10 protein-coding genes and 3 pseudogenes are annotated in these 19,584 nt (G+C 55.7%); 3 read left to right on the top strand and 10 right to left on the bottom strand.

Features of this window, described 5'->3' with window-relative positions; all coding sequences use genetic code 11:
* Window positions 1-178: 178 nt before the first annotated feature.
* Window positions 179-1,223, bottom strand: a pseudogene (locus AC0L7U_RS16750) (asparaginase).
* Window positions 1,216-2,418, bottom strand: coding sequence for an aminotransferase (locus tag AC0L7U_RS16745; RefSeq protein ID WP_473692289.1), 1,203 nt, complete (start codon window positions 2,416-2,418; stop codon window positions 1,216-1,218). Before AC0L7U_RS16745 ends, AC0L7U_RS16750 begins: the two are co-directional and overlap by 8 nt.
* Before the next feature lie 360 nt (window positions 2,419-2,778).
* On the opposite strand from AC0L7U_RS16745, the gene AC0L7U_RS16740 reads away from it, so the two are divergent.
* Window positions 2,779-4,347 (top strand): SulP family inorganic anion transporter, encoded by a 1,569-nt coding sequence (locus tag AC0L7U_RS16740; protein WP_473692287.1) that lies wholly within the window; start codon window positions 2,779-2,781, stop codon window positions 4,345-4,347.
* Window positions 4,348-4,447: 100 nt separating this feature from the next.
* On the opposite strand, the gene AC0L7U_RS16735 is transcribed toward AC0L7U_RS16740, so the two are convergent.
* The 7 genes and pseudogenes from AC0L7U_RS16735 to AC0L7U_RS16705 form a co-directional block, all read right to left on the bottom strand.
* Window positions 4,448-5,476 carry an autotransporter outer membrane beta-barrel domain-containing protein gene (locus AC0L7U_RS16735; protein ID WP_473692285.1) on the bottom strand — a complete coding sequence of 343 codons (1,029 nt, stop codon included), beginning with the start codon at window positions 5,474-5,476 and terminating at the stop codon, window positions 4,448-4,450.
* On the bottom strand, window positions 5,448-6,938 hold the full coding sequence (locus AC0L7U_RS16730) for a beta strand repeat-containing protein (protein WP_473692283.1): 1,491 nt from the start codon (window positions 6,936-6,938) through the stop codon (window positions 5,448-5,450). The genes AC0L7U_RS16735 and AC0L7U_RS16730 overlap by 29 nt, the downstream gene beginning before the upstream one ends.
* 660 nt (window positions 6,939-7,598) lie before the next feature.
* A complete protein-coding gene (locus tag AC0L7U_RS16725) occupies window positions 7,599-10,577 on the bottom strand; it encodes an autotransporter outer membrane beta-barrel domain-containing protein (protein WP_473692281.1) in 2,979 nt (992 codons plus the stop codon).
* A 422-nt stretch (window positions 10,578-10,999) separates the two neighbouring features.
* Window positions 11,000-11,560 (bottom strand): GNAT family N-acetyltransferase, encoded by a 561-nt coding sequence (locus tag AC0L7U_RS16720; RefSeq protein ID WP_473692279.1) that lies wholly within the window; start codon window positions 11,558-11,560, stop codon window positions 11,000-11,002.
* A gap of 10 nt (window positions 11,561-11,570) precedes the next feature.
* Window positions 11,571-12,700, bottom strand: a pseudogene (locus AC0L7U_RS16715) (type III PLP-dependent enzyme).
* Between the two features lie 713 nt (window positions 12,701-13,413).
* Entirely contained in the window at window positions 13,414-14,100 is a 687-nt protein-coding gene (locus AC0L7U_RS16710; protein ID WP_473692277.1) for an EF-hand domain-containing protein, read from the bottom strand.
* Window positions 14,093-14,518 (bottom strand): EF-hand domain-containing protein, encoded by a 426-nt coding sequence (locus AC0L7U_RS16705; protein WP_473692275.1) that lies wholly within the window; start codon window positions 14,516-14,518, stop codon window positions 14,093-14,095. Before AC0L7U_RS16705 ends, AC0L7U_RS16710 begins: the two co-directional genes overlap by 8 nt.
* Before the next feature lie 319 nt (window positions 14,519-14,837).
* On the opposite strand from AC0L7U_RS16705, the gene AC0L7U_RS16700 reads away from it, so the two are divergent.
* Window positions 14,838-15,566 (top strand): response regulator, encoded by a 729-nt coding sequence (locus AC0L7U_RS16700; RefSeq protein ID WP_473692273.1) that lies wholly within the window; start codon window positions 14,838-14,840, stop codon window positions 15,564-15,566.
* 70 nt (window positions 15,567-15,636) lie between these two features.
* The gene (locus tag AC0L7U_RS16695; RefSeq protein WP_473692271.1) at window positions 15,637-17,025 is read left to right on the top strand and encodes an ATP-binding protein; all 1,389 of its coding nucleotides are present in this window, start codon (window positions 15,637-15,639) and stop codon (window positions 17,023-17,025) included.
* Between the two features lie 109 nt (window positions 17,026-17,134).
* Here AC0L7U_RS16695 and AC0L7U_RS16690 read toward each other — a convergent pair.
* Window positions 17,135-19,302: pseudogene (locus tag AC0L7U_RS16690) on the bottom strand (malate synthase G).
* Between the last annotated feature and the right edge of the window lie 282 nt (window positions 19,303-19,584).

The raw sequence follows: 19,584 nt of genomic DNA, 5'->3' as shown, positions 1-19,584 counted from the left end.
CCTTGATGCCTGCAACCGACCATTTTTCGACACAGGTTCGGCGCTGGTTGGGCCAGCGCAATAGGTGCAAAGGAGCCGAAACCTTGAGCGTAGACAAAAAACAGGCAAGCGGTGGGGCTTGCCTGTTTTGATCGTTGCGACGGATAAATGCGAAAGTGAGCGGAGAAGCGCCACGCCCTCAGAGGGCTCTGGCGGTTGTCACCTGACGTTCAAGCGAGGCGACGAAATCCACATCGGGACGCACTTCACCAGCCTTGAAATCCTTGCGGGTCAGCACGGGTGGGTTGCGGAAGCGGTCAACGGCAGATTTTTCGTCGTCATCCAGGGTCAAAAGCACCTGCAAGACTGTCGCCATCATCGCTTCGGATCCACGCGTGGCACCATCGTCGCATTTGAGCGCAATGCCATAGCCAAGTTCAGGGATCGAGGCGCAAAACACCCCCTCGGCGCCGGTCTTTGCATAGACGCGCCCCTTGAAGGCTTTCATGATCTCAGTGCAAAACCGGTCCGTGCCAGCGACCATATAGGGCTCGTTGACGCAGGCCTCATACAGTCGTTCGACCGCCTGTTGACGCGCTTCAGACAAACCTACGCCCGTGCCAAAGACAGCAAATGCCCGCGCCAGTGCAGTAAGAGAACAGGCGTAAGTCGGGATGGAGCACCCATCGGTGCCGCAGATGTCGTCGGTCAGCGTCTCGCCGGTAAACTCTTCGATCACCGACTTGATTTCCTGCTGCACCGGGTGCTCCGGGTTGACGTAGCCCTTGGTCGGAACGCCCAGAACCTTGGCCAGTCCCAGGGAAGGCTGCATGTTTGCCCGAGCAGTTGTTGTGCAAGGCAGACGGCGTTTCGTCAGCGCGCACCAGTTCAGCAATATCATCAACGCGGCTTGGCCAATGCGACCCGCATTCCAGATCGTCTTCCGACAATCCGGCCTTGAGCAGCATGACGCGAGCACTGCGCACATGAACCCCTTCACCGTTGTGCGAGGCACAGGCCAGCGCCAGTTCAGCCTCGTCGTAGTCCAACGCCTCAGCGGCGCCGCTCTCGACCAGAGGCAGAGCCTGCAAGACCTTGATGGCGGAGCGGGGAAAGACGCGCTGAAAGACGTCGCCAATGGAGGCAACTTCCTCGCCCGTGTCCGTCATGATGGACAGCGAGCCGCGATGGCGGCTCTCGACCAGATGGCCACGGGTCACTTCGACGACAACCGGATTAGACATCAACGGCCTCCTTGTTGCCCATTGCGGGCAGGTTTCCCGGCATCAGCCATTGGCCCATGCGCGAAAGAGCTTCTTCCAGAATCTCGTCCTGTTTGCAGAAACAGAAACGAATGAGCGTGCGAGGCGCATCCTCGCCATAAAATGCAGACACGGGCACAGCGACGACCCCGGCCTTCTGGATCATCAAATGGCAGAAGTCGACGTCATTGTCAGCCAGCTTCAAGCCGGAAATGTCACAACACACGAAATAGCTGCCATGCGAGGGCATCACCTTGAAACCCAGATGCGCCAGTCCGATCGACAGTCGGTCACGCTTGAGTTCCAGATCTCCCGCCAGCTCTTCAAAATAGCTGTCAGGCTTCGCCAATCCCAGCGCGATGCCCTTTTGCAAGGCGGGCGATGTGGTAAAGGTCACAAACTGATGTGCTTTGGCCACCGTATCGATCAAAGCAGCACCGCCGGTGATATAGCCAATCTTCCAGCCCGTAAGCGCGAAGGTTTTGCCCGCAGAGCCGATGCGCAGCGTGCGCTCCGCCATCCCCTCAAAGGTCATCAGCGGCCGGTGCTTCTTGCCATCAAAGACGAGGTGCTCATAGACTTCATCGCAAATGGCGTAGAGATCATGCGCCACGCACAGGCGCGCCAGTCCGGCCAACTCATCATCGGTGAACACCTTGGACACCGGGTTCATCGGATTGTTGATCAGGATGGCTTTGGTCCGCGGTGTGATTGCAGCTTCCACAGCCGTCACATCGAGATCCCAATTCGGCGGCGTGACCCGAACGCTGACAGGTGTTCCACCGGCCCGCACGATCATCGGCGCATAACAATCATACAGCGGCTCAATGACAATGACTTCGTCGCCAGCTTCGACAAGGGCCAAGATGCAATCGGCCAGCGCTTCCGTAGCGCCAGAGGTGACGACCACCTGCGTCTGCCAATCGACATCCAGACCATAAAAGCGCTTGTTCACATCGGCGACCGCCTGACGCAGCTCCGGAATGCCCAGCATCGGCGGATACTGGTTCGGCCCGTCAATCAGCGCCCGCGCCGCCTCTTCCCGGATGTCGGCCGGACCGTCCACATCCGGAAACCCCTGCCCCAGATTGATGGCGCCTTTTTCGCGGGCAAGGCGCGACATTGCTTCAAAGATGGTGGTCTCAAGGCCGGTGAAGACGGGATTCGTCGATTTCATCAGAAACTCCGGGACGGCAAAACGAAAACGAGTCTTTGGCGCCAGGCGACTCAGACTGGCGCGCAGTTTAGGGCGATCTCTCAGCCTTTGAAAGAGGCAGCTTGCAGCGCTCCTGCGAGGCTTGCGCCTTGCGCCACCCTCTATCTCTGCTGCTTATTTGGGCGAAAACAAGATGTTTCATGTGGCGGCGCACAATTGCAGCTGTCTCAGCGATGCTGGTTGCTTGCTCAATTGAGCCATTTTCGTTAAAAACCCTCCACAGAACGCTGGGGGCCGCTGGGGTGTCTTTTGATCGACATCCGTGAGCACGAAATTTGAAATCCGGCAATTCACTGCATCCTTTGAACACTGGAGACGCATTTGTTCGATCTCACGGCGTATCTTGCGCCCAACAATATCAAATTCACACCGGGACGGATCAAGACCGAGCTGTTGGCCGGGCTGACCGTGGCGCTGGCGCTGGTGCCGGAAGCCGTGGCCTTTGCCTTTGTCGCAGGCGTCAATCCGCTGGTCGGTCTTTATGCCGCCTTTATCATCTGTCTCATCACCTCTGCTTTTGGCGGGCGTCCGGGGATGATCTCCGGGGCCACCGGCGCGGTTGCCGTGGTGATGGTCGATCTCGTCAGCCAGCACGGCGTGCAATATCTGTTCGCCACCGTGGTCTTGATGGGCATCATCCAGATCCTTGTGGGTGTTCTGAAGCTCGGCAAGTTCATTCGTATGGTGCCGCATCCCGTGATGCTGGGGTTCGTCAACGGGCTGGCTATCGTCATCTTCATGGCGCAACTCAAGCAGTTTCAGGTTGCCGATGGTCACGGCGGCTATCACTGGATCATGGGCCAGCATCTGGTTGTGATGCTTGGGCTGGTCGCGCTGACGATGCTGGTCATCTGGATCTTGCCAAAGTTCACCAAGGCATTTCCAGCGCCGCTGGCGGGCATTCTGGTGGTAACCGCCGTAGTGCTCGGCTTTGGTCTGGATACACGTGACGTGGGCGATCTTGCCTCCATCGCGGGCAGCCTGCCAGAGTTTCACATTCCAAGCGTACCGTTCAATCTGCAAACGCTTTATATCATTTTTCCCTATGCGATCATTCTGGCCGCCATCGGCCTGATCGAGACGCTTTTGACGCACACGCTGGTGTCTGACATCACCAACACCAAGGGCGGCGCATCGCAGGAATGTATTGCGCTTGGCTCAGCCAACTTTCTGACCGGCTTCTTCGGCGGCATGGGTGGTTGCGCCATGATTGGTCAGTCAATGATCAACGTGAACTCGGGCGCACGCACTCGTATTGCAGGGATCACCGCGGGTCTGCTGTTGCTGTCGTTCATTCTGTTCGCCTCCGGCCTGATCCAGCAAATTCCTGTCGCCTCGCTTGTCGGCGTCATGTTCATGGTGGTCATTGGCACCTTTGCGTGGGCCAGCCTGAAAATCATGCACCGCATTCCACCGATTGATGCGCTGGTGATCGTCATTGTGACCTGTGTCACGGTTGCGACGGATCTGGCCTTTGCCGTCGTCGTTGGCGTGATCATCTCTGCGTTGGCCTATGCGTGGAACGCCAGCCGCCAGATTCATGCAGGAATTGGCCAGAGCAAGGAAGGCTGGAAGGTTTACCGTCTGCAAGGCCCGCTGTTCTTCGGCTCATCAACCGGCTTTGGAGAATTGTTTGACATTGCCAACGACCCGGACGACGTTGTCGTCGACTTCATGAACAGCCGCGTAGTCGACCATTCCGGTCTGCAAGCCATTGATGCCCTTGCAACCAAATACAATGAAGCCGGCAAACGCCTGCATCTGCGACATCTGTCGCCGGATTGCCAGAAGCTGCTGGAAAAAGCTGGCACCATGATCGAGGTCTCTGTGCTCGAAGATCCGGATTACGAAGTCGCCGTCGACTACGGCCACAAGTTCGATCACGCCTGATCCCCAGTCACGCAACCAACCGACAAAAAACCGCCGCCGGAGAGACCCTCCGGCGGCGGTTTTGTTTTGATTATATCTCTGGCTTGGACAGGCGGGGGGATCAGAAGGAGATCTTGATGCCTGCATCTGCCGACCAGGAGCGGCTGTCATCGGAGTAGATGCCCAGCTTGGTGCCGGTATAAAGCGCGACCGACTTGCCGAGGTTCACCTGACCTTGCAGACCAATACGACCGCCGAAAACATTTCGGTCATCCGATGTGCTCACCGTGAAGTCCGTATTGCTCAGGCTGGCGTTGAGCGTGTTGGAGCCAAGATTGGTGGTATTCACCAGCTCGCCAGAGACCGTCAGCAGACCTGTCTGACCATTCTGCATCTGCAGGCGACGAGAGAGCTTTGCACCAAGAACCTCTTCAACAGCCTGCGACGTCCGGTTGTCATAGCTGACGTTCTGCGAGGAGCCATGCTCGTCGAAGCTGCCGAACCCGGCCGCCGTATAGCGGAGCGACAAGGAAGGCAGGAACGACCAGTTCTGAGACAGGGCAAAGCGCGACGATGCCTTGACACCCGGCGAGACGAACCAGCCGCTGAAGTCGCCCTTGGCCGTTTCCGTAACAGCTCCCGCAACATCACGTTCGCTCTGCGAGCTGATACCACCGGCATCCAACGAGGCATCAAGGGTCAGCAGACCGTAGTTCTGACGCAGATAGAGACCGCCAAAGCCAACCGTGCCTTTCACCTTACTGGAGCCATCATTTTCACGATTGTACAGTTCCCCTGCCCCGATCAAGACACCGATGCGGCGATCGCCGAAAGCATGGTCGATACCGGCAGCCACACCGACATTCGAGGAGGTCGTGCTGGTTGAATGATGGAAATACTGGCTCCCAAAAGCACGCACCCAGAACAGATTACCTGCGTTGTCTGCCGCCAGACCCGGCATCAGCAAACGAAATGCTTCGCTTTCATGGGGCTTCGGAGCTTCAGCGTAGCCAAGCGCCATGCTTGCATTCCGGGGAGCGATCAGACCAAATCTGTCAATATCCAGCGAGAGCATATCATCCATAAGCTGCAGCACATTGGAAGAATAATAGCCTGTTGCCTTAGGCTGACGAAGCCACCGCTGCAGCATCAATTGCACTCACGGTCCCGTTTCCGGAAGCATCGACGTTATCGACGACAGTGATATAGCTTTTTGTAGAGTATGCTGTGTTGCCGCTAGTATCATAATTGGCAACATTCAGCGTATAGCTGCCGGTCGTCTTGAAAACGAGCGAATTGCCTGTGGTCTTGTTGTAGTCGACATCGCCGTTGAAAACAGCGCCGTCCAAGATGTTCAGGGTATTATTACCATTGGCATAAAAAACCGAACCCACGGTGCCGGAAAGTGTGCCGCTGTTGGTAAGGGCTGCACTGCCAGACAAAACATAGATGCCATAATCAGCACCAGTGATTGTCCCGAAGTTTGCAGCGATTTGATTGGTACCGGTCGTCAGATACACACCGTACAGGCTGCTGGCCGTCACTGTTCCGGTGTTGGTAAAGCCCGAAGACAATCCGGCTATTTCCACACCATAAAAGCTCCCGGACTTGATCGTCCCGGAATTGCTGATTTGAGCATAGCTCCCGGTCGATTTGATCCCGTCCGTGCCTCCATCAATCGTACCGGTGTTCACGATCTGCGCATGATCCCCGGAAGAATAGATCGCACTGTAGTTTGAGGTAATCGAACCATCGTTTCTCAAATTGGCTTCCGCCCCGGTCGAATAGATACCGTAGCCAGTCGCTGCGCTGATGGTCGCATTTGCCAGATTTCTAATCGTGGCTTTATCACCTTGGGAGTAGATCGCCTTATAACTCGTGCTCGCAGAACCCGTATCAACTAGCCCTATTGTGCCATAGTTGTAGACACCCAGATTTTCACCGGTAGACAAAATGGCCGTGGTGCCACCAGAAATGCTATTAAAATTGTTAATGATTGTAGCAGATCCGTCGGTATTTATGCCATTTGTGGTCCCCAGAATCGAACCGGTGCCACCATTGTAAATCTGCAACGAGCCGGCATGAGAATAAATGCCGTTATCGCCTGAGATGAGACCAGAGTTGGTGATCAAAGAGTTTGTGGAGGCCTCATTAACGAAGATGCCATTGCCAAAAGCACTGGAAATCTGTCCGCTTGACTGGTTCGTGATAATCGAATTCGTTCCGTAAACGTAGAGTCCCTGCGTAGAAGACGAACCGGTTCCAGTCAGAGTCCCGTAGTTTTGGACCGTTACATGGTCAACAAGATTGTTGTTTCCAGGATCGGTAGAATCATAAAGACCAATAGAAACAGCTTCTGATGGAGCAGAGACCGCAACAGCATTATTAACGGTCAGCGTCACTTTATCCGCGCTGATGTAATAAGCAATGTCTTTTGAAGTTGTGGTATCACCGGTAACGACAGAATTAAAATTGATATTGTTTTCAAAAGTCGCAGCAACAGCAGGCGCCACACCTGTCATGACAGAAAGCGTGAGCATTGAGACAGTGCTTGCCAGAAGCCATGCAAGCGACTTACCACGGGCGCAATCTCGCAACAGATGTCCGGTCATTCCATATTTCCTGATCATAATTATGTTTGGTATAAACAAATCACTCTTGGATCATCTCAAACCACATTGAGAACAAACTGTCCAATATCACTGACACTTTTCACCATTAAAATTGAATAAATTATCACTGACACTTTCCACCATTAAAATTGAATAAATTCCCATGCCTGTTGCAATTTTGCTTCTCACACTTCGTAATCACCGCCTCCAAAACAGGTTTTTACAAAAGTAAATATAGTCAAAATTATAGTACATATTCAAACGATACGGCTATATTATTTTAAATTACACATCTCTTATCGTTATAATTAATAGAGAGAAAGAAACAGGCATCCTTCTTGAAAACAAGGTTTGCCCCATTAGACAGCTTTGGAATGGCTATTCTGCCTGACCTCATTCATGACGCCATATGAGATCTGAAGAGGTGCGGGAATGACAGAAAAGAGCAAACTTAGGGTTTGACCCCAAGACAGACCGCGCTGTTTCAGCCTTCAGAAAGAATCGGGCTGTTTCCCATCCCTGACCTTGCGGCTTCATGAAAACCGGACGGTTTTCTGCATATCCGCATCAAACAAGCAGACGGTTCAGCCCGATCTCCTGAAACACACCTAGGGCGCGACCTCAGGCAGCAGTGACGTATGCACCGGCGACCTGACCCGTTCATGTCGTCAGCAACAAAACGCCGCCGGAGCAGACAACTCCGGCGGCGTTTTGTTTCGTCTTCATGGCATGTCCGAAGGAAATCCTCAGAAGGAGATCTTGATGCCTGCATCTGCCGACCAGGTAACGGCTGTCATCGGAGTAGATGCCCAGCTTGGTGCCGGTATAAAGCGCGACCGACTTGCTCAACATGACCTGCGCCTGCACTCCAACGCGACCACCAACCACATTGCGCTGATCTGTCGTGCGCACGGTGAAATCGGTGCCGCTCAAGCTGGCATCCAGATCGGAAGAGCCGAGGTTGGTGGTGTTCACCAACTCACCGGAAAACGACAGTTTGCCCATCTGTCCGGTCGAAAGCTGCAACATATGAGAGATATTGGCGCCGAGGATTTCCTCGACGGACTGCGCCGTGCGGTCGTCATAGCTGACGTTCTGCGACGATCCATGCTCATCAAATCCGTTGAATCCAGCGGCGGTATAGCGCACCGAAAGCGACGGCGTCACGGCCCAGCCGCGAGAGATCTGGTATTTGGCGGACGCCTTGACGCCCGGCGAGACAAACCAGCCGCCGAAATCGCCTTTGGCCGTCTGCTGAGTCGTTGCGGTAACTGTACGCTCGCTGTGCGAGCTGATGCCACCTGCATCCAGCGACGCATCCAACGTCAGCAACCCGAGAGACTGGCGCATGTAGACACCACCAAAGCCGACGTTGCCCCTGATCTTGTCAGAGCCATCATTTTCACGGTTATACAGCTGCCCTGCTCCCAACAGCACGCCGATACGGCGGCTGCCGAAGTCATGATCAATACCAGCAGCCACCGCAACATCGGCAGACGTGGTATCCGCGGAGTGGTTGAAGTACTGGCCTCCGAAAGCCCGCACCCAGAACAGATTGCCCGCATTGTCCGCAGCCAGACCCGGCATCAAGACATCAAACGCCCTGGATTGTTTGGCACGCGGCATCTCGGCATAGCCAAGCGGTCCGACTTTGGTGCGACTGCGCGCACCGGAGAGACCTGAACGATCAATATCCAGCGCAAGGATATCATCCATCAGCTGCACGACCATCGTGGAATACTGACCGGCGGCCTGCGCAGAGGACCCAACAGTGGAGGAGTTCACCGTGTTCAACGTTCCATTGCCCGAGCCATCAACATCACTGACGACCGTGACATTGCTCTTTGTCGAATAGGCCGTGTTGTTGCTTGTATCGTAGTTTGAAACATCGAGAACATAGCTTTTCGATGTTGAGAAGACGGTGGTATTGCCGGTGGTGGTGTTGAAATTCACACCGCCGGTGAAGATGGCACCATCATTGATGGTCAGTGTATTGCCCCCTGCGCCGTAATAAATGGCCGCAGTGCTGCCGGAAATGGTGCCGGAGTTGGTGATGGCTACGCCACCCGATGTGGCACCAATATAGAGACCGTAGGTTGCGCCGGTAATACTGCCTGCGTTGGAGACGCTCTCATTGCTTCCCTCCAGCTCAACCCCTGCACGTGTAGTGGCCGTAACAGTGCCCGTACTGGTGTTGGTAAAGGAAGACCCAGCGCCCGTAAGATAGACACCACTATTAACACCAGCCTTGATGGTGCCGGAGTTGGTGACAACAGCGCTCGCCCCGGTCGACTGGATGCCATAGGAAACGCCGTCAAGTGTTCCTGTATTGGTGATCTTCGCATTATCACCTGACGAGTAGATTGAACTGTCGCCAGATGTGATCGTGCCAGCATTGGAAATGCTCGCCGACGCGCCCATTGAGTCAACACCATACTGATTTGTGGCGGTAATCGTCCCACCACTCGCGTTGGTGATCCTGACCGTGCTCCCGCTCGAAACGATACTATTATTTGCACCATAGAGCGCGCCAGTGTTCGTCAGTGTCAGATCATCGCCTGTCGAGTAAATGCTGCTGTTGTTGCTCGTATTCACCCCATCGGCTGTTTGACCAATCGTTCCAGCATTGGTGATCGTCATGGAACTGCCGGAGGACTTGATTGAGTAAGTAGAACCGTAAATAATACCGCCAGAATTGTTGGTAATCAGAGAGTTATCACCTACCGAGTTGATAGCAGAGGTACTGGATACACCGTTCGCTGTCCCGATTGTTCCAGAGTTGGTGACCGTCAGATATCCTCCTTTAGAGTAGATTGCAGAGGTTGTCCCAACGATTACGCCACCGGCATTATTGGTGATCTTGGCCGTATCACTTGTCGAATAAATTCCATCGACGCTCGTGCTCGAGGCATCCGCTGTTTGGCCGATTGTACCGCCGTTTGTTACGATCAAACCGCCGCCCGCGGATAAAATCGCATAGGACGCGCCGTAGATAACGCCACCATTCTTGTTCAGGACAGCCGTGTCCTCGCCGTCCGTATCAACCCCATAGATCGCTCCGGAAATCGTGCCGCCATTTTTATTGGTAATCTGTGTGCCAGAGGCATGGGTGTAAATTCCGTTATTGCCGGAAATTTCACCCGAGTTATCAATACTTGTGTCGCTGGAGATATCCTTGACGTAAATACCGTTGCCGGAATCCGCGGTGATGGTCCCGGTGGACGTGTTGATAATCGTCGTGCCGGTTCCGTAAACGTAGATGCCTTGCGTACTGCCTGTCGTCCCACTTCCTGTCAGCGTTCCGCTGTTCTCCACCGTGACGCCATCGACCTTTTTCGTGCTATCCGTATCATAGTAACCAACCGATACGGCTTCAGAGTTCCCTGAAACCGAGACCCCTTCGGCGACCGTCAGTGTCACTGAGTCAGCACTGATGTAATAGGCAATATCATCAGCGGAGGCGTCATCCGTAGTGACCGTTGTGTCTGTCGTCACCTCGTTCTCAACCGTCGCGGCAAAGACGGGCGTGGCGGAGAGTGCCAATGCCAGCACGATTGTCGACACGGAACCGACAAGGCCCCACGCCAAAGAGCGGTCGTGCGCTGCAACCGATATGGCAGAAGTAAGAAGCGCGCGCACGTGTGCGCTGCATGACGTGCCTACGGGCGTCTTTCGTGCATTCATTGCATAAGTACCTGAATAGATATGTAAAAAATCTTATGTCGACGATTTCCTCCCTTCCTTGTAAACATAAAATTGCCGCAATATCCATCCGAGATTTGTATATACACGCCTCGCTTTGTTTCTTCTTTTGTCTATTTTGTTCTTAATGTTTCTCAACTCTGACGTGACACAGCTATAAACAGCGCCAGAGTGCGGCTTCAAACCCGATTTCATTTTTGAAACAGATACATACAGAAAAAAACTTACATGTGAACGTAAAGTGGAAAACGCAAAACGCCGTCGGGGCCCTGCTCCCCGACGGCGTTTTTGTTTGATTCGCTTCAATCACGTCAGGTGCCATGTTGCAGGCACCTGCCTTGCCTCCGGGCTGTTCCGCATCACGCGGCCGACTGCAAGTCTCCCGCAACCAACTGTTGAACGGACCAATCCAGTGTTTCGACGGCCGGCGCACCACTCGGCTGCAAGCAGCCGTGCATGTGATCCAGCCCACCGGGAACCAGATCCAGCCCAAGCAAGCGATGCCGCTCGAAGGGACCCGGCAATGTCACAGCGTCCAGGGCATCCCGCATGAAGCCGAAGCGCTGATAGTAGCCGAGATCACCAACGAGGATCACAGCTTCATGACCCCGTGTTGCAGCCTGATTGAGTGCATGGAACATCAAACGGCGACCAATCTGGTGATTGCGCACCCGATCTTCCACGGCCAGAGGCCCCAACAGCAAGGCTGCAGTGCCCAGAGCATCGGTAACATGCCACAGGCGAAGCGTTCCGACGAGGACGCCCTCATCCTCCATTGCGACGTAGGCAAAGGCCGGTGTACGACCCTGCCGAAACAGTTCGCACGTCTTCAGCCACCGCTCAGGACCGAAGGCACGGTCAAGCAGGCCCTCACGGGCTCCAGCGTGTGCCGGAGCCTCGTCAAAGAGTTCGATTGTCATGGGCCCGGTCTCAGATCACGTAGGATGCCAGAGGCGCAAAACCGTTGAAGCCAACCGTCGAATAGGTCGTCGTGTAAGCTCCGCAGGCTTCAATCAACACCATATCGCCAATCGACAGAGTGACCGGCAATTCATACGGCGTCTTTTCATACATGACGTCGACGCTGTCGCAGGTCGGACCAGCCAGCACGCAAGGCGCTGTCTCGTCACCATCCTTGGGGGTGCGGATCGGGTAGCGGATCGCTTCGTCCATCGTTTCGGCAAGACCGTGGAACTTGCCAATGTCGAGGTAAACCCAGCGCACCGGATCATCGTCGGCCTTGCGCGAAATCAGCACGACTTCGCTCTGGATCATGCCGGCATTGCCAACCATGCCGCGGCCCGGCTCGATGATTGTTGCAGGCAAACGATTGCCAAAATGCACCTTCAAAGCTTCGAAAATCGCTTCGCCATAGGTCGAAACGCCCGGGACATCCTTGAGGTAGCGGGTCGGAAAACCGCCGCCCATGTTGACCATCGACAATTCGATACCGCGCACACGCATTTCGGCGAAGACTTCGGCAGCCATCTTCAGGGCATGATCCCAAGCCACCAGGTTCGCCTGCTGCGAGCCAACGTGGAAGGAAACACCACAGGCTTCAGGCCGAGGCGATGCGCATGTTCCAACACATCCGGTGCCATGCGAGCATCACAACCGAACTTGCGCGACAGCGGCCATTCAGCGCCAATGCCATCACAAAGAACGCGGCAGAAAACGCGGGCGCCCTGCGCAACACGAGCAATCTTTTCAACTTCTTCACGGCAATCGACGGCAAACAGACGCACGCCCAGCGCAAAGGCCCGCGCAATATCGCGTTCCTTCTTGATGGTATTGCCATAGGAAATACGAGCCGGAGACGCGCCAGTGGCCAAAACCAGTTCGATTTCGGTGACGGAGGCACAGTCAAACGACGAGCCAAGTTTTTCCAGAAGCGCAAGAATCTGCGGCTCCGGATTGGCCTTCACAGCATAGTAGACAGAGGTGTCGGGCAGCGAGCGTGCAAACGCTTCATAGTTGGTTTCGACCACGTCGAGATCAACAACAACACAAGGGCCATCGTGTTCACGCTGGCGCAGGAATTCGCGGATACGATCAGTCATGGGTCAGCTCCCATTCAATAGAGTCACGTCGCAGGGAGCCATATATGTGCGAAGGACCCCGCCGGGTTGGACACCGGCGGCCAAAGCAATATATGGCGACGGTTGGGCAACCCAGCCGGCTCTTCGAATGAGAAACCGGAATGCCTGTAAAGCTTTCCCGCGTGTGATGCCTTGAGATTGGAACGAATGAGTATCCGAACCGCACAGCTGGCAATGATGTAATAAGTGCCTCTTCAGTGACCCCGGAGGATGGATTCCCCGGCAGAGACCAAAAAGCCCTCTTACGTCGTTGCTTTAAGCCGTCCGGTGCTACCGCTCTCACTCGGTGAGAGATTTTGGCAGCGGCCCTTATTTGTTGGACGACCACGGGCACGTGCGAATTTGGGCAAATTTTTAATGCGCCAATTCGAGATGGAAATCAAGCGAAAATTCGAACAAAAAGCGTCTTGTCGAACCTTTTCTCCACAGATCCGACGCCTATCGTTATCCATTTGAAATCAAAAGAAAAAAGCCTTCCCCTTACCATCAAAAGACAAGGGGAAGGCTCCTGACAAACGCACCTCAAGGGCGGCTTTCAAAAAGTCTTGGTGAAAAGACCGCCGGGATGGCGGTCTTTTCGTGTTTGCAAAGCCGGACCACACGATGGGTGGGTGAGGTAAAGTATGGTTCCGGCCTTTTTGACGGTGAGTTCTGCGCCCCCGCCTTTGACTAATTCAATGCGCGCGACCGCCGTGGCGTTCCATCATCGCATGAAAATTCTGGTCCAATCCACCGTGACGACCCATTCCGTGGCCGAAGAACCGACCCTTGCCGCGTCCCGCGTGGTGGTGCGGCTTGGCGAAATCGGCCTTTGTCAGCACACCGTCGTCGTTGCGATCCAGCTTCTGCACCAAGTCAGCTCGCTTGGCCGAGAACTCGGTCTGATCGAGACCCAGAGACCCATCCTTGTCCATGCGCTGGAACTCACGCACCATACGTTCGTGGTTGACACTCATCCAGATGCTGTCAAAGCCACTCAGGTTGATCGAACCTGCGCCATTGCTGTCAGCGGCCTGATAGAGAGCATCCAGCTTCTGGTGCATTTCGTCACGCGTGACCTTGCCATCCTTGTTGGTGTCAAAGACCTTCATGAGCTGGCCCATCATCTGACCATGGCCCTTTCCGTGCATTTGGCCGTGCATCTGACCGCCACGCTTGTGGAAGCCATGGTGCTGACCACCATGGTGATCTCGGCCCTTGTGATGCCCCATCTGATGCCAACGCTTGCCATCATGCTGCTGGCCCTGCATTGGCTTGTCATCGGACTGATCCGGGCCTTTTGCCTGGTCCGGCGCATTTGCGGCGTCAGCGTCATCACCCTTGGCCTGCTGATCCTGCATCGGCTTGCCACCCTTAGCCATGCATTCCACGGTGCATACCACGTCCACCGCGATCTTGCGGACTAAGCGCATCATCGTTGTTGCGGTCCATCATGTCGAACATGCGATCTGCGGCTGCAACAATATCCTGTTTGGAAATCTGGCCATCGCCATCGCTGTCGAGACGCTGGAACAGACGCACTTCCTGCGGGCGGGTCTTCTTGGCAAATTCGACCTGATATTCGCCCAGATCGATTTTACCGTCAGAGTTGGCATCCAGCTTCTTGAAGCGCTCACCCTGAACCGCATCGATTTCCGTCTGCTCTATAACACCATTCTTGTCGGTGTCGTAGCTCTTGCTCAAGCGGGCGAATGTATGCTTGCCGCGCTGTCCGTGACCGCCTCGGCCCATCTTGTGAGGGCCTGCTTGTTGTGGACCATCCCATGCCGGGGCGTTCATTTCATCGCGGGCACCCTGAGCCTAGGCCGAGATGGCACCGGCTGCAACGGTTGTCATGAGGGCTGCAACTGCAATCTTGGTGAACTTTTTCATGGTCGAACTCCTTAATCGATCATTCCGATGACCAGAAGGTAGGTGGCAATTGTCGCAGGAATACCCCCGCATTGGGGGGCAAGTGTCGCCATTTGTCTCATCTGATCCGACCGTTACGTTTTGTTACACTTAAGCCCTCCGCAAGAGGATCGAGGTGCTACAAAGACCCGACAAGAGGTGCCAAAAAGAGTTGACGGCACAATGCTAGGGCACAAGGAGTTCGAAGATGCATGAGCAGAGCCAACATATTCTGGTGGTCGACGATCACCGCGACATTCGCGAAACCCTGGCTCGCTACCTGATCAAGAACGGGTTCCGCGCCACGACAGCCGAGAATGCGGCACAGGCCCGCAAGATCCTGCAAGCCGCTTCAATCGATCTCGTGGTGCTGGACATCATGATGCCGGGCGAAGACGGCCTCTCCCTGTGTCGCCATCTGGTGGAAAGCACCTCCATGCCCGTCATCTTGCTCACGGCCATGGCCGAAGACACCGACCGGGTGATCGGGCTGGAAGTCGGGGCCGATGACTATGTCAACAAGCCCTTCAATCCGCGTGAATTGCTGGCCCGCATTCGCGCAGTTCTGCGTCGCACGGGAACGCAGCCGCGTGAGCGCGATCCGGTGGAACGCGAAAGCCTGCACTTCGAAGGCTGGACACTCAACGTCAACAAGCGCGAGTTGATCAGCCCTGATGATGTCAATGTGTCCCTTTCCTCTGGCGAGTTTCAATTGCTGATCGCTTTTGTGAAGCGCCCGAACGTCGTGCTCAGTCGTGACCAGCTCCTTGATCTCACCTCCGGCCGCGCGCCAATGGTCTTTGACCGCTCCATCGACAATCAGGTGTCGCGCTTGCGCCGCAAGATCGAAACCAACCCGAAAGACCCCAAATTAATCAAGACGGTCTGGGGCGGCGGCTATATGTTTACGGGCAATGTGACAGCGGATGCGGCATGACAGATACGGACGCCCAGACCACCAAGCCCCTTCGACAGCGCCTGCATCTGCTGCGCCCGCCCTGCAGCGCATGTCACTTGGTATGCAACTGACGCTATTGATGCTACTGGCCATGGTGGTGGTGCAGGCAGTCACCACATGGCTGTTTCATGATGAGCGTCGGCATGCGCTGATCCGGGCGGCGCGCATCGATATTGTCGTGCGCACAACAGCGATTGCCCGTCTGCTTGAAGACACGCCACTGGATTATCATCACCGTATTCTGCGGTCAGTCGGCAGCCAGTCGACGCTGTTCTTCATCGGCCCTCCTTTCGAACCGGTGCGCAAAGAGCCGACCCGGAGTGACAAACGCTTTGCCGGTTTTCTGGAGAGCAAGCTGCCTCCCCAGAACACCGTTCGTGCCGAACTCGATGCCCCGGCCGCGCACGCCGACAACCTGCGCAAACAACTTGATCAGGCCAGCAGCACCTCCTGGTGGGGGCCCCGTAGAGACAACCATCCCCTGCCCCATTGGGCTTTGGAACCCGATATGCGGCTTTCGATCCGCCTGACCAATGGCCAGTGGCTTAACGTGATTGCCAATTATCGCCCACCGCCCGCCAATCTTCAGGCGCTGGGAACACAGCTTGCGCTGATGGCACTTGCGGTCCTTGCCATCGTCTGGCTGGTCATGCGCCGGCTGGCAGCGCCCTTGCGCCGCCTTGCGGCGGCGGCCGACCGGCTGGGCCGCGGGGAAGACATTCCAGAGTTACCGGTCGAAGGCCCCGCCGAAGTGGTCACACTGACGCACGCCTTCAACGACATGCAAAACCGGCTGACACGCTTCGTGCGCGACAGAACCCGGATGCTGGCCGCCATCAGCCACGATCTGCGCACCCCCATCACCTCGCTGCGCATCCGCGCCGAGTTCGTTGACGACGATGAAAACCGCGAAAAGATTGTCGCAACGCTCGACGAAATGAGCCAGATGACCGAGGCAACCCTCTCTTTTGCCCGCGAAGATTCAAAATCGGAAGTCGTCAGCAACACCGATTTCGGCAGCCTGCTGGAAAGCCTTGCCGCGGATCAGCAGGACATCGGTCATGACGTCTGCTTTGAAGATCCAAACGAAAAGATCATTCTGCCGTGTCGGCCCATGGCCCTGCGCCGCGCCTTGCGCAACCTGATCGAAAACGGTGTGCGCTACGGTGAAAGGGTCGAAATGACCCTGCATCACGAAGGCCACCACGCCGTGGTACGCATTCGGGATCATGGCCCCGGCATTCCGCGCAACCGACTGGAAGATGTGTTCGAACCTTTTGTTCGACTGGAAGAAAGCCGCAGCGAGGCCACTGGCGGCATTGGGCTGGGTCTGTCGATTGCCCGCTCGATCATCCACTCGCATGGCGGCACCATCGGCCTGTCATTGCATCCCGACGGAGGCCTTGTGGCAGAAATCCACCTGCCGTTCGGCCATTAACTCGGGCCTGCTCCTATCGTTAAGACAGACCGAACCTCCCGTGAAAAAACAAGTCCCGGCGCGATGGCCGGGACGGTTTAATCTTACAACCTGTCTGCGACGCGCAGGATCAAGCGCGATGCGCAGCCTTGGCTTCACGGCGACGGCGATGCAGCACAGGCTCGGTATAACCGTTGGGCTGCTTGACGCCTTCAAACACCAGTTCGCACGCGGCCTGAAAAGCAATCGAGCCATCAAAGTCGTCCGCCATAGGCCGATACGCCGCATCACCGGCATTCTGACCATCCACGACCTTGGCCATGCGCTTGAGCGTTTCCATCACCTGCGCTTCACTGCAAACGCCATGACGCAACCAATTGGCAATGTGCTGCGAAGAAATGCGCAAGGTGGCGCGGTCTTCCATCAAACCGACATTGTTGATGTCCGGCACTTTGGAACAGCCAATGCCCTGATCAACCCAACGCACGACGTAGCCTAAAATCCCTTGTGCGTTGTTGTCGAGCTCGGCCTGAATATCCTCAGTTGCCCAATTAGGACGCTCCACCACAGGCACGGTCAGAAGTCCATCGAGGCTGGCCGGCTTGCGGGCGGACAACTCCTTCTGCCTCGCCCCGACATCCACCTTGTGATAATGCAGCGCATGCAGGGTCGCGGCGGTGGGGGATGGCACCCGAGGCTGTTGACGCGCCTGCGAGCGGATGTCCCATCTTCTGCTCCATCATATCATGCATCAGATCGGGCATTGCCCACATGCCCTTGCCAATCTGGGCGTGGCCCGGAAGACCTGCTGCAAGCCCGACATCAACGTTGTTGTTCTCATAAGCGCTGATCCACGTGGCGGACTTCATATCACCCTTGCGCAGCATTGGCCCGGCCTCCATCGTCGAATGCATTTCGTCGCCGGTGCGATCGAGAAAGCCCGTGTTGATGAAGAACACCCGGTCCTGCGCCTGACGAATGCACTCCGACAGATTGACAGAAGTCCGGCGCTCTTCGTCCATAATACCCATCTTCAAGGTCGCATGGGGCAGCGCCAGCAATTTTTCGATACGCTCGAACAGCCGCGTGGCGAACGCAACTTCGTCCGGGCCATGCATCTTCGGCTTGACGATATAAATGGAGCCGGCCCGGCTGTTGAGATGCACGCCATTAGTGCCAATGTCATGCAAGGCGATCAGCGAGGTAATGACACCATCCATGATGCCTTCGGGCACTTCCTGTCCATCCTCGGTCAAAATGGCATTGCTTGTCATCAAATGACCGACATTGCGGACCAACAGAAGCGAACGACCATGCAACGTGACCGGCTCCGCCCCCTTTGGTGCGGTATAGGTGCGATCCGCATTCATCCGACGGGTGACCGTTTCGCCGCCCTTCTGGAAGGATGCTTCCAACGTTCCCTTCATCAGACCAAGCCAGTTGCGATAGACCAGAACCTTGTCATCTGCATCAACGGCTGCAACTGAATCCTCGCAATCCATGATGGTCGACATGGCCGCCTCTACGATCACGTCAGAGATCTGTGCCTTGTCGATCTTGCCGATCGGGCTGGTGCCATCAATGATAATTTCCAGATGCAGGCCATTGCGCGCCAAAAGCACGGTCTGAGGCGCTGCCGGATCACCAATATAGCCTGTCAACTGCGCCGGATTACCAAGCGCGAACTGGGCATCGGCCACATGACACACCAGCGCCGCGTCTTGAATGGTCAGCCGGTCGACATCAGCCCAATTTGTGCCCACAAGCGGTGCGGACTGGTCCAAAAGCTTGCGGGCATAGGCGATGACGTCCTGCCCACGGGCTGCATCATAGTCTTTGCCGGACGGCAGAGACCCCATCGCATCCGTGCCGTAAAGCGCATCATAGAGAGATCCCCAGCGTGCGTTCGCAGCATTCAGAGCGTAGCGGGCATTGGTGATCGGCACCACAAGCTGCGGCCCGGCAACTGTTGTGATTTCCGGATCAAGCCCCTAGCTTGTCACCTTGAAAGGCTCTTTCGCCTCGACAAGATAGCCAATGTCCTTGAGAAAGGCCGTATAGCGCTCTGTATCCGGAACTCCGGGATGTTCCCTGTGCCAGGCTGTCCAACTTCACTTGAAACGCATCGCGAACCTTCAGCAACGCCCGGTTGTCCGGCACCAGATCATTGACGATAGCAGCAAAGCCCTGCCAGAAGCCGTCTGCGTCAAGCCCGGTTCCCGGTAACACTTCGGCGTTGATGAAGTCGTAAAGCTGTGAAGCCACGCCAAGGCCGAAAGCATCTGTTCTGGCAATCATTCAGGTTTCTCCCGGAAGGTCGTCTGTCAAGATTATGGAGGGCGCGGTGAGGCACCAGCCAACACATACGCAATGCGTGTGGCCAGTCGGGCGCTGTAAGCTCTCTTTTTCACAGAGCTTGATCGTCAGCGCAACGGTCGTTTTGCACCACTTGAACCAAAAACCGGTCCCCAGTATTAACGAATAGACCGATGATAAGGTTTCCCGACCTTGCGGGGCGGCGTTTTTCCTGTAAAGGGAGAAGACAATCAAAACGCCGCTTGCCCGCCTCTACGTGACCGT

Source organism: Roseibium sp. 10G30-5, assembly GCF_055809635.1.
The sequence above is the reverse complement of the archived record's forward strand: the minus strand, read 5'-3'. Positions and strand labels throughout refer to the sequence as shown.

Excerpts from the sequence above, each read along its gene's own strand:
- AC0L7U_RS16705 (WP_473692275.1), bottom strand. The coding sequence starts at position 14,518 with ATGAACGCCCCGGCATGGGATGGTCCACAACAAGCAGGCCCTCACAAG.
- AC0L7U_RS16730 (WP_473692283.1), bottom strand. The coding sequence starts at position 6,938 with ATGACCGGACATCTGTTGCGAGATTGCGCCCGTGGTAAGTCGCTTGCA.
- AC0L7U_RS16720 (WP_473692279.1), bottom strand. The coding sequence starts at position 11,560 with ATGACAATCGAACTCTTTGACGAGGCTCCGGCACACGCTGGAGCCCGT.
- AC0L7U_RS16735 (WP_473692285.1), bottom strand. The coding sequence starts at position 5,476 with ATGCTGCAGCGGTGGCTTCGTCAGCCTAAGGCAACAGGCTATTATTCT.
- AC0L7U_RS16695 (WP_473692271.1), top strand. The coding sequence starts at position 15,637 with ATGTCACTTGGTATGCAACTGACGCTATTGATGCTACTGGCCATGGTG.
- AC0L7U_RS16710 (WP_473692277.1), bottom strand. The coding sequence starts at position 14,100 with ATGGCTAAGGGTGGCAAGCCGATGCAGGATCAGCAGGCCAAGGGTGAT.
- AC0L7U_RS16745 (WP_473692289.1), bottom strand. The coding sequence starts at position 2,418 with ATGAAATCGACGAATCCCGTCTTCACCGGCCTTGAGACCACCATCTTT.
- AC0L7U_RS16700 (WP_473692273.1), top strand. The coding sequence starts at position 14,838 with ATGCATGAGCAGAGCCAACATATTCTGGTGGTCGACGATCACCGCGAC.